Source organism: Rhizobium sp. GCM10022189, from assembly GCF_042656325.1.
Lineage (GTDB): Bacteria > Pseudomonadota > Alphaproteobacteria > Rhizobiales > Rhizobiaceae > Rhizobium.
Map to the genome: position 1 here is coordinate 626,555 of NZ_JBHSOR010000002.1, position 9,068 is coordinate 635,622.

At 60.5% G+C, this 9,068-nt stretch carries 12 protein-coding genes and 3 tRNA genes; 5 read left to right on the forward strand and 10 right to left on the reverse strand.

The genetic code is table 11. The features are described 5' to 3' along the window. Window positions 1–4 precede the first annotated feature (4 nt). The 7 genes from ACFPWW_RS03345 to ACFPWW_RS03375 all read right to left on the reverse strand — a co-directional run bounded on the left by ACFPWW_RS03345 (window position 5) and on the right by ACFPWW_RS03375 (window position 3,921). Window positions 5–298, reverse strand: a complete 294-nt coding sequence (locus ACFPWW_RS03345; protein WP_112572309.1) for a 50S ribosomal protein L23 — start codon at window positions 296–298, stop codon at window positions 5–7. Then, complete coding sequence (rplD, locus tag ACFPWW_RS03350) at window positions 295–915, reverse strand: 50S ribosomal protein L4 (protein WP_112572311.1); 621 nt, start codon at window positions 913–915, stop codon at window positions 295–297. Before rplD ends, ACFPWW_RS03345 begins: the two co-directional genes overlap by 4 nt. 13 nt (window positions 916–928) lie before the next feature. After that, window positions 929–1,570: a 50S ribosomal protein L3 gene (rplC, locus tag ACFPWW_RS03355; RefSeq protein ID WP_112572313.1), complete on the reverse strand. Its 642-nt coding sequence runs from the start codon at window positions 1,568–1,570 to the stop codon at window positions 929–931. A 33-nt stretch (window positions 1,571–1,603) separates the two neighbouring features. Further along, on the reverse strand, window positions 1,604–1,912 hold the full coding sequence (rpsJ, locus tag ACFPWW_RS03360) for a 30S ribosomal protein S10 (protein ID WP_003547547.1): 309 nt from the start codon (window positions 1,910–1,912) through the stop codon (window positions 1,604–1,606). A 306-nt stretch (window positions 1,913–2,218) separates the two neighbouring features. After that, window positions 2,219–3,394, reverse strand: coding sequence for an elongation factor Tu (gene tuf / locus ACFPWW_RS03365; protein ID WP_112706399.1), 1,176 nt, complete (start codon window positions 3,392–3,394; stop codon window positions 2,219–2,221). Window positions 3,395–3,737: 343 nt separating this feature from the next. Next, window positions 3,738–3,811 (reverse strand) — tRNA-Gly (locus ACFPWW_RS03370). A 25-nt stretch (window positions 3,812–3,836) separates the two neighbouring features. Then, window positions 3,837–3,921, reverse strand: a tRNA-Tyr gene (locus ACFPWW_RS03375). Between the two features lie 204 nt (window positions 3,922–4,125). Between ACFPWW_RS03375 and rlmB the strand changes: the two genes are divergently transcribed. The 3 genes from rlmB (at window position 4,126) to ACFPWW_RS03390 (ending at window position 5,541) form a co-directional block, all read left to right on the forward strand. Continuing rightward, window positions 4,126–5,016 (forward strand): 23S rRNA (guanosine(2251)-2'-O)-methyltransferase RlmB, encoded by an 891-nt coding sequence (gene rlmB, locus ACFPWW_RS03380; RefSeq protein WP_112754587.1) that lies wholly within the window; start codon window positions 4,126–4,128, stop codon window positions 5,014–5,016. A 164-nt stretch (window positions 5,017–5,180) separates the two neighbouring features. Further along, window positions 5,181–5,339 (forward strand): hypothetical protein, encoded by a 159-nt coding sequence (locus ACFPWW_RS03385; RefSeq protein ID WP_377310353.1) that lies wholly within the window; start codon window positions 5,181–5,183, stop codon window positions 5,337–5,339. Between the two features lie 64 nt (window positions 5,340–5,403). After that, window positions 5,404–5,541, forward strand: coding sequence for a hypothetical protein (locus ACFPWW_RS03390; protein ID WP_377310355.1), 138 nt, complete (start codon window positions 5,404–5,406; stop codon window positions 5,539–5,541). A 126-nt stretch (window positions 5,542–5,667) separates the two neighbouring features. Here ACFPWW_RS03390 and ACFPWW_RS03395 read toward each other — a convergent pair whose 3' ends face one another. Both ACFPWW_RS03395 and ACFPWW_RS03400 read right to left on the reverse strand, forming a co-directional pair. Continuing rightward, entirely contained in the window at window positions 5,668–6,000 is a 333-nt protein-coding gene (locus ACFPWW_RS03395) for a hypothetical protein (protein ID WP_377310356.1), read from the reverse strand. Between the two features lie 106 nt (window positions 6,001–6,106). Next, window positions 6,107–6,182: transfer RNA gene (locus ACFPWW_RS03400), tRNA-Thr, on the reverse strand. Between the two features lie 264 nt (window positions 6,183–6,446). Here ACFPWW_RS03400 and ACFPWW_RS03405 point away from each other — a divergent pair. Both ACFPWW_RS03405 and ACFPWW_RS03410 read left to right on the forward strand, forming a co-directional pair. Then, window positions 6,447–7,220 carry an NAD kinase gene (locus ACFPWW_RS03405; RefSeq protein ID WP_112702972.1) on the forward strand — a complete coding sequence of 258 codons (774 nt, stop codon included), beginning with the start codon at window positions 6,447–6,449 and terminating at the stop codon, window positions 7,218–7,220. 1 nt (window position 7,221) lies between these two features. Further along, window positions 7,222–7,755: a hypothetical protein gene (locus tag ACFPWW_RS03410; RefSeq protein WP_377310358.1), complete on the forward strand. Its 534-nt coding sequence runs from the start codon at window positions 7,222–7,224 to the stop codon at window positions 7,753–7,755. A 107-nt stretch (window positions 7,756–7,862) separates the two neighbouring features. Here the strand turns inward: ACFPWW_RS03410 and prfB are convergent. Beyond that, a protein-coding gene (gene prfB, locus ACFPWW_RS03415) for a peptide chain release factor 2 (RefSeq protein ID WP_162702886.1) occupies window positions 7,863–8,994 on the reverse strand; the annotation gives its coding sequence in 2 pieces (ribosomal slippage) (window positions 7,863–8,924 and window positions 8,926–8,994; 1,131 coding nt in all). Window positions 8,995–9,068: the final 74 nt, after the last annotated feature.

A 9,068-nucleotide genomic window follows, 5' to 3' on the forward strand; every position in this document is an offset into this window, starting at 1 on the left:
TTCCTCAGAGACCGGTGGAGACGTCGATCGTCTGGCCTTCAGCCAGCGTCACGACAGCCTTCTTCACGTCCTGCTGCTTGCCGGCGAAACCGCGGAACCGCTTGGTCTTGCCCTTGCGCAGCAGAGTGTTGACGGCCGTGACCTTGACGCCGAAGAGCGCCTCGACTGCAGCCTTGATTTCCGGCTTCGTCGCCTTCTTGGCGACATTGAAAACAACCTGGTTGTTTTCCGATACCAGCGTGGACTTTTCGGTGATCGCAGGAGAAACGATCACATCGTAGTGGCGAAGATCGGTCACTTGAATCGCTCCTCTAGCGCTTCAACGGCAGCCTTGGAAAGCACGAGCTTGCCGCGGCGGACGATGTCGTAAACATTGATGCCCTGGATCGGCAGAACATCGACGTTCGGGATGTTCTGGGCAGCGAGCTTGAAGTTGCCGTCGAGCTCGGCACCGCCGATGAAGAGGGCGTTGGTCAGGCCGAGCGAGGCGAATACGCCGGCCAGAGCCTTGGTCTTTGCTTCCTTGGCGACGAGATCGTCGATGACGATCAGTTCGTCAGCCTTGATCTTGGCAGAGAGCGCGTGACGCAGGCCGAGCGCGCGAACCTTCTTCGGAAGGTCGTGCTCGTGGCTGCGAGCGACCGGGCCGTGAGCCTTACCACCGCCGCGGAACTGCGGAGCGCGAGCCGAATGGTGACGAGCGCGGCCCGTACCCTTCTGCTTGTACATCTTGGCGCCGGTGCGCGCGACATCGGCGCGGCCCTTTGCCTGGTGCGTGCCCTGCTGCTTCTTGGCAAGCTGCCAGCGGATGACGCGGGCGAGAATGTCTTCGCGGGGCTCAAGGCCGAAAATCGCGTCAGAAAGGGAAACCTTCCCAGCGTCTTTGCCCTCGAGGGTCTTGACGTTCAATTCCATTGGTCTGGCTCCCTTACTTCGCTGCCGACTTGACGGCGTCGCGCACGATGATCCAGGCACCCTTGGAACCGGGTACTGCGCCCTTGATCAGGATCAGACCGCGATCTTCGTCGGTCGAAACCACTTCAAGGTTCTGCGTCGTCACGCGCGTCTGGCCCATGTGACCAGCCATCTTCTTGTTCTTGAAAACCTTGCCCGGATCCTGGCGCGAGCCGGTCGAACCATGCGAGCGGTGCGAAACCGACACACCGTGCGTGGCGCGAAGACCGCCGAAGCCGTGGCGCTTCATGGCGCCGGCAAAGCCCTTACCGATCGTCGTGCCGGTGACATCGACGAGCTGGCCTGCAGCAAAGTGACCGGCCTTGAGCTCGGTGCCGACATCAAGCAGGTTGTCTTCCGAAACGCGGAATTCCTGCAGCTTGGCCTTCGGCTCGACGTTTGCGACGGCGAAGTTGCCGCGCATGGCCTTGGACGTGTTCTTTACCTTAGCCTGGCCAGCACCGAGCTGAAGCGCGGTATAGCCATTCTTTTCTACGGTGCGCTGGGCCACAACCTGGCAGCCATCCAAACGCAGTACCGTTACAGGGACATGCTCGCCGGCGTCGTTGTAGACGCGGGTCATTCCCACCTTCTGTGCAATCACACCTGAACGCATCGGTTCAATCCTTCCAACTCAGCTCGAGCAAGCTCAGAGCTTGATCTCAACATCGACACCGGCGGCGAGATCGAGCTTCATCAGCGCGTCTACCGTCTGCGGGGTCGGGTCTACGATGTCGAGCAGGCGCTTATGCGTGCGCATCTCGAACTGTTCGCGGCTCTTCTTGTCGATGTGCGGGGACCGGTTGACCGTAAACTTCTCGATGCGGGTCGGAAGCGGAACGGGGCCCCGGACGCTTGCACCGGTGCGCTTCGCCGTCGACACGATCTCGCGCGTGGAAGCATCGAGAATCCGGTGATCGAACGCCTTCAGGCGAATGCGGATATTTTGGCCGTTCATTCGACGTTATCCTTGTGTTTGTTTTCCGCATGTCTTTGGACAAGACACGGGTTTTTCTTTCTTCCTAAGGCGGACCACCGGTTTCAAAGATCGAGAGAGACGCCTGTTACGGCATCCCCATCCATTCTTCAGGGCCTTTTAGCCCACCTTATTGTTTATTTAGTCGCCGCTTCGTCATCCAAAGCGGTACGCAAATCGCGCTCGCGCGCCATTTGCAACATTTCTGTGTAATAAGCAAGCGGCTTGCGCCGCTTGCATCATAATAATGTCATCGAATCGGCTGCCCCTTCGGAGCAGCCGAAGGAATTATTCGACGATGGCAGCGACGATGCCTGCACCGACGGTGCGGCCGCCTTCGCGGATCGCGAAGCGAAGCTTTTCTTCCATTGCGATCGGAACGATCAGCTCGACGTCAACCGTGACGTTGTCGCCCGGCATGACCATTTCCGTGCCTTCCGGAAGCGTCACGATGCCCGTCACGTCCGTCGTGCGGAAGTAGAACTGCGGACGGTAGTTCGTGAAGAACGGCGTATGACGGCCGCCTTCTTCCTTCGTCAGGATGTAGGCTTCCGCCTTGAACTTCTTGTGCGGCTTCACAGAGCCCGGCTTGCACAGGATCTGGCCACGCTCGACGCCGTCACGGTTCACACCGCGAACCAGTGCGCCGATGTTGTCGCCGGCCTGACCCTGGTCGAGCAGCTTGCGGAACATTTCAACGCCGGTAACCGTCGTCTTCGACGTCGGGCGGATGCCGACGATCTCGACTTCTTCACCGACCTTGATGATGCCACGCTCGACGCGGCCCGTCACAACCGTACCACGGCCGGAGATCGAGAACACGTCTTCGATCGGCATCAGGAACGGCTGGTCGATCGGACGCTCGGGCGTCGGGATGTAGGCGTCAACCTGAGCCATCAGCTCGCGGATCGCGTCTTCACCGATCTTCTTGTCAGAATCTTCAAGGGCAGCAAGCGCCGAACCCTTGACGACCGGGATGTCGTCGCCCGGGAAGTCGTAGGACGACAGAAGTTCGCGAACTTCAAGCTCGACGAGCTCCAGAAGTTCTGCGTCGTCAACCTGGTCAACCTTGTTGAGGAAGACAACGATCGCCGGAACGCCAACCTGGCGGGCGAGCAGGATGTGCTCGCGCGTCTGCGGCATCGGGCCGTCGGCGGCAGAGCAGACCAGGATCGCGCCGTCCATCTGCGCGGCACCCGTGATCATGTTCTTCACATAGTCGGCGTGGCCGGGGCAGTCGACGTGCGCATAGTGACGGTTCGCCGTCTCATACTCGACGTGGGCCGTCGAAATCGTGATGCCGCGCGCCTTTTCTTCCGGTGCCGCGTCGATCTGGTCATACGCCTTGAACTCACCGAAGTACTTCGTGATCGCTGCCGTCAGAGACGTCTTGCCGTGGTCAACGTGGCCGATCGTGCCGATGTTGACGTGCGGCTTGTTGCGCTCAAACTTACTCTTTGCCATTTGAATGCTTCCTGTGGACGTAAATGGGTGACCCCGGCGAACCGGTTTAGTGCCGCCGTTTAAGGCTTTCGGCGAAATTGCGCAAGACTTAATTGCAGACGCCATTCTTGGCGTGTCGGCGCATATGGGAGATAATTCGCAACCTGCAAGGCGATTCGCCTGCGCCCTCCCCAAAACATTTGAAATCCCTGACAAAATCGACGGCCGGGTCGGGCCTGCATCTCAGGCGACTTCTGATTTCGGAAAAGGCTGGCGAAAGCATCGCCCGATAGCGGCGGCACAAAACTCCCCGGCCCCGAACGCAAGGCGTCACGACCAGTCTTTGATTGCGGCGATGGAAAGATGGAGCGGGTAGCGGGAATCGAACCCGCGTATTCAGCTTGGAAGGCTGCTGCTCTACCATTGAGCTATACCCGCGGGGCTGGTCCGATCCAATGACGAATGGTGGAGAGAGTTGGATTTGAACCAACGTAGGCTGAGCCAACGGATTTACAGTCCGTCCCCTTTAACCACTCGGGCATCTCTCCAGTTTTTCGTCCGGATCGTGAAGACCAAGTTCGTCAGACTTTGAAGCGTTGCCGCCCCGTCGTCTGCGCCGCGTATATGACCGGACGATTTCAGTCTGTCAACACGATGACAATGGAAAAGACAGGAAAAATTTCATCGCCTGTTGAAAGCCGGCACATGAAAGAAGGCCTATGCGGCAACAGACGCCATCGTTATAAAGCCGCATGAGCAAAGATAACAAATCCGGCGGGAAGCCCGCCACCGACAAGTCCGCAAAGGACACGCATTACGCAACGCTGAGGCGGGCGCATCGCGACGCCAAGCGCGAACGCGGCGAGATCCCGACGCCCGCACCACAAAAGCGCAAACGTGGCGCGGACGACTGGAAACCGCCGGCGCTCGCGCCCGACCAGGTCTTCCTTTACGGCCTTCACACGGTTCGCGCCGCGCTTGAAAATCCCGAGCGCAGGAACATCAGGCTGTCGGTGACGCAGAACGCACTGGCACGGCTGGAAATCGACGCGGAAGCGATCGGCATTCCCGTCGACATGGTTTCTCCCCACGATATCGACAGGGTGCTCGGCCCCGAAGCGATCCATCAGGGCGTGATGCTGGAAACCCGGCCCCTGCCCGTCCGGCGGCTGGAAGCACTGAAGGACAGTCCGCTGCTTCTCGTGCTCGATCAGGTGACGGATCCGCACAATGTCGGCGCCATCATGCGCTCGGCCGTCGCCTTCAACGCGGGCGCCGTCATCACCACCCAGAGACACAGCCCGACCGAATCGGGCGTGCTTGCCAAATCGGCCTCCGGCGCGCTCGAACTCATTCCTTATATACAGATCACCAATCTTTCGGACGCGCTCGGCGAATTGCACAAGCTCGGCTTCTTCACGATCGGCCTCGATTCGGAAGGACCTGCTGCACTCGAAGGCACGTTCTCGGGCGGCAGGATCGCGCTGGTGCTCGGCTCCGAAGGCAAGGGCCTGCGGCAGAAGACGCGAGAGACGGTGAGCGCGCTTGCCCGGCTCGACATGCCCGGCGCCATCAAGTCGCTGAACGTATCGAATGCCGCGGCAATTGCCCTTTATGCGGCAAGGCTGCACCTGAAGGCATAGGTTCACACCCGGCGGATCACCCTTGATCTGCCTCGCAAGGAGGGAAGGATCGCGGTTGAACACCTGCCCTCATAGTCCATATTGGGCCTTGGAAAGGGCGTGCCGGTCGTTAAGATCGGCACCGCATTTTACCCTCGGGGCACCGGTAAAAGGAAATCCGCATCATGGCATTTCGACCGCTGATCTTCGGCGTACTCTTCATCGCGGTCCTCGTCATGGTCATCTTGAGCATCATCTGGGTGGACAGGTCACACCCGATCCGCCAGCCCGATCCGCTGGCGCCCTCGACAACGCCATCGAATCCACCGCCGTCCGCGCAATAGCGGACCCGGAACCGGTAAAGCCGTCGGACGTTTAATCCCCGCAGACAAACAGGGAAGAATGTCCATGCGCCTGATGATTGCCGTCGTTGCCGTGATGATTGCCTCGGTGCTCAGCATCGCGATGATGTCACCGTCGGGTGCGGGGCAGACCGGCAACGGCGAGAAGATCGAATCGAGCGTGAACGAGCCCGCGCAGAAGTGAGCGCCGGACGCGTCACCGGACACAAAGCGGACATGCCCGAAACAGCAGCCAAGCGAAAATCCCGCCGCAAGCTCGAAGCCTTGCGACGGGATTTTGCCGGGATATGGAGCGTGGCTTGCTCGGTCGTCAGCTCCGGTAGAGCCAATAGGGTCCGCCGTGGTGGCGGCGCCAATAGTGGCGCTCGCGCCACGGGTTCCAGCGGCGTTCATAACCCCAGACCGGGCGCCAGTGACGGCGCTCTCGCCAATGGCGGCGCTCGCGCCAGTCACGGCGATCACCCCAATCGCGATCACCCCGATCGCGGTCGCCCCAATCCCGATCGCCACCGCGAACCTGGATGACATCGCCCTGTTGCGAGACTGCCGGACGCTCGAGAGGGATGGCCGCAGCCGGGGCTACGGCGGAGAACAAAGTACCGGCCGAAAGGGCGGCTGCTAGGAGAAGGCTGGAGATCCTCATGGCTCACTTCCTCGTTTCTGATGAAGCGACAATGACCCGGAGCCCCTGAATTGCCGCTGAATCGACCCTTCAGTCTCTGTTCATCTAATGGAGTGGCCTGGAAAACTGGTGCCCCCGGCAGGGTTCGAACCCGCGACCCCCTGATTACAAATCAGGTGCTCTACCAACTGAGCTACAAGGGCAATGGCTGCGAAGTAGCAGATTCTGATCTTTTGTAAAGAAATTTTGCCCCTTCCGGGAGCCCGGTGAGCCTATCCACAGCAGGCTGCCGGCCAATGTTCCGGCCCGGAAAAGCCTGCCGGACTTAATATGGACGTGTTCGCCATCACAATCATGGGTGATTTGCAGTGGGCTCACGATCGGCCGAACTTCGGCCCGCAGCGCAAAACGTCTTGTCGCACAAGCCCTTTATCCTTTAGCTAGAGCAGCATAACAAAGGGCATTGCATGGGCCGTTCATTCCAGACGCTTTCATTTATCGCCTCGCCGACCACGGAAGCACTTGCCGCGCGCGACGAATTGATTCGCCTTTACGGCGATGTGCCCGCAAACGAGGCCGATGTCATCGTCGCGCTCGGCGGCGACGGCTTCATGCTTCAGACGCTGCACAGCACCATGAACAGCGGCAAGCTCGTCTACGGCATGAATTGCGGCTCGGTCGGCTTCCTGATGAACGATTACAGGACCACGGACCTGCATGACCGCATCTGTGCCGCCGTCGAGAATGCCTTTCACCCGCTGAAGATGACGACAACCAACGCCGACGGCAGCAGTTCCTCGGCGCTCGCCATCAACGAGGTCTATCTTTTCCGGCAATCCTATCAGGCGGCGAAGCTCAGGGTGGAAATCGACGGGCGCGTGCGGCTGGAGGAACTGATCTGCGACGGTCTGATGGTGGCGACGCCTGCGGGTTCGACCGCCTACAATCTTTCGGCCCACGGCCCGATTCTGCCGCTTGACGCGCCCCTGCTCGCCATGACGCCGGTCAGCGCCTTCCGGCCGCGGCGCTGGCGCGGGGCGCTGCTTCCGAACCGGGTGACGGTCGATATCCATATATTGGAACCGGAAAAACGGCCGGTAAACGCAGTTGCCGACAATACGGAGATCAAATCCGTGCTGCATGTGCGCATCGCCCAGTCGGAGGACATGACCGCACGCATCCTTTCCGATCCCGACCGCTCATGGTCGGACCGGATTCTGGCAGAACAATTCGAGGACTGAGATGGCGGCGATGCGGCAGGCAATTATCACGGTGCTCCTGGCTTCGGGTTGGGCGATCGCCGCCGAGGCGCAGACCGTTCACGACGATATCCTGCCGGCTGCGGTCATTTTTGCGACCAGCACAGGCTATTGGGAAGACGACGGCAATTTGCTGCCGGTCGAGCGCGCCCCGACGACCACGCAAAGCGTCAGCAACCAGGACATGGGCCGAGCCGACGCCGAGACCCGGCAACGCCACGGCTATTACAAGCTCTTCGCCGTGCGCCAGCCCGACAAGACTTCCAAGGTCTTTCTGCAGCAGATCGCCCAGAATGACGCCGGGCCTGCCGTCGTCTCGACGGTGGAACTGCAGGAAATCAGCGATCTCAAGCCCTATGTCACCGACATCCGGCCCGAAAATTCGAGCGGCTTCATCAAGGAACCGGGCCTTTTCGCCACGGTCTATCTGAAGACCGATCCAGCCGCCGAGCCCGACGGCTGGACAGTGCTGATCGATGAGTTCGGGGACATTACGGTGGAGAAGGCGACAAACTGAGCGCCACTGATCCCTGACCGTGCCGGTTGCGGATCGCCCCCTCGCCGTCCTCCTGAAACGAAAAAAGCCCCGTTTCCGGGGCTTCATCTCGACGCTATCCCTGCCGCTCAATCGACGTCGTCGACGACGGCATCGGCTGCGCCGCTGATGCGGTGCGCGAGGGCCGCCTCCATGAACGGGTTCAAGTCGCCATCGAGCACGTCATCAGGAGCGGTGCTCGCAACACCGGTCCGCAGGTCCTTCACGAGCTGGTAGGGCTGCAGGACGTAGGAGCGGATCTGGTGGCCCCAGCCGATATCCGTCTTGGACGCGGCTTCGGCATTGGCAGCTTCCTCGCGCTTTTTCAGCTCGGCTTCGTACATGCGGGCACGCAGCATTTCCCACGCCTTGGCGCGGTTCTTGTGCTGCGAGCGTTCCTGCTGGCAGGCCACGACGATGCCGGTCGGAATGTGGGTGATGCGCACGGCCGAGTCCGTCGTGTTGACGTGCTGACCGCCGGCGCCCGACGAACGGTAGGTGTCGATGCGGCAATCGCTTTCGTTGATCTCGATGTTGATCGAATCGTCAACGACCGGATAGACCCAGATCGACGAGAAGGACGTATGGCGGCGCGCGTTGCTGTCATAGGGCGAGATGCGCACGAGGCGATGCACGCCCGATTCCGTCTTCAGCCAGCCATAGGCATTGTGGCCCTTGACCAGCAAGGTCGCGGACTTGATGCCGGCTTCTTCGCCGTCATGCACTTCCATGAGCTCGACCTTGAAGCGCTGGCGCTCGGCCCAGCGGGTGTACATGCGCAGAAGCATGTTCGCCCAGTCCTGGCTTTCCGTGCCGCCGGCGCCGGAATGAATTTCCAGATAGGTGTCGTTGCCGTCGGCCTCGCCCGAGAGCATGGCCTCGACCTGCCGGCGCGCAGCCTCGGCCTGCAGGCCCTTCAGCGCATCTTCGGCTTCCTTGACGATGCTCTCGTCGCCCTCTTCCTCGCCGAGTTCGACAAGCTCGATATTGTCGGAAAGCTGCTGCTCCAGCGCCCTGACGCCATTGATTCCGTCATCGAGCTGCTGGCGCTCGCGCATCAGTTTCTGCGCTTCCTGCGCATCGTTCCAGAGGCTGGGATCCTCTGCCTTGTTGTTCAACCAGTCCAGTCGTCTTATCGCCTGGTCCCAGTCAAAGATGCCTCCTCAGCAGGGTGATAGCCTGCTTGGTTTCATCGACTACGTTCTGGATTTCCGCTCGCATTTTCCTGCTTCTTTGCTTCGGTATTCTGTAAGGCTGGTGACATAGAGAGGCCCGCCGCGGATGTAAAGAGCCGC

Coding starts and splice junctions, on each gene's coding strand:
- rpsJ (WP_003547547.1), bottom strand. CDS start 1,912: ATGAACGGCCAAAATATCCGCATTCGCCTGAAGGCGTTCGATCACCGG.
- ACFPWW_RS03405 (WP_112702972.1), top strand. CDS start 6,447: ATGGGCCGTTCATTCCAGACGCTTTCATTTATCGCCTCGCCGACCACG.
- ACFPWW_RS03385 (WP_377310353.1), top strand. CDS start 5,181: ATGGCATTTCGACCGCTGATCTTCGGCGTACTCTTCATCGCGGTCCTC.
- rplD (WP_112572311.1), bottom strand. CDS start 915: ATGGAATTGAACGTCAAGACCCTCGAGGGCAAAGACGCTGGGAAGGTT.
- ACFPWW_RS03410 (WP_377310358.1), top strand. CDS start 7,222: ATGGCGGCGATGCGGCAGGCAATTATCACGGTGCTCCTGGCTTCGGGT.
- ACFPWW_RS03395 (WP_377310356.1), bottom strand. CDS start 6,000: ATGAGGATCTCCAGCCTTCTCCTAGCAGCCGCCCTTTCGGCCGGTACT.
- tuf (WP_112706399.1), bottom strand. CDS start 3,394: ATGGCAAAGAGTAAGTTTGAGCGCAACAAGCCGCACGTCAACATCGGC.
- rplC (WP_112572313.1), bottom strand. CDS start 1,570: ATGCGTTCAGGTGTGATTGCACAGAAGGTGGGAATGACCCGCGTCTAC.
- ACFPWW_RS03390 (WP_377310355.1), top strand. CDS start 5,404: ATGCGCCTGATGATTGCCGTCGTTGCCGTGATGATTGCCTCGGTGCTC.
- rlmB (WP_112754587.1), top strand. CDS start 4,126: ATGAGCAAAGATAACAAATCCGGCGGGAAGCCCGCCACCGACAAGTCC.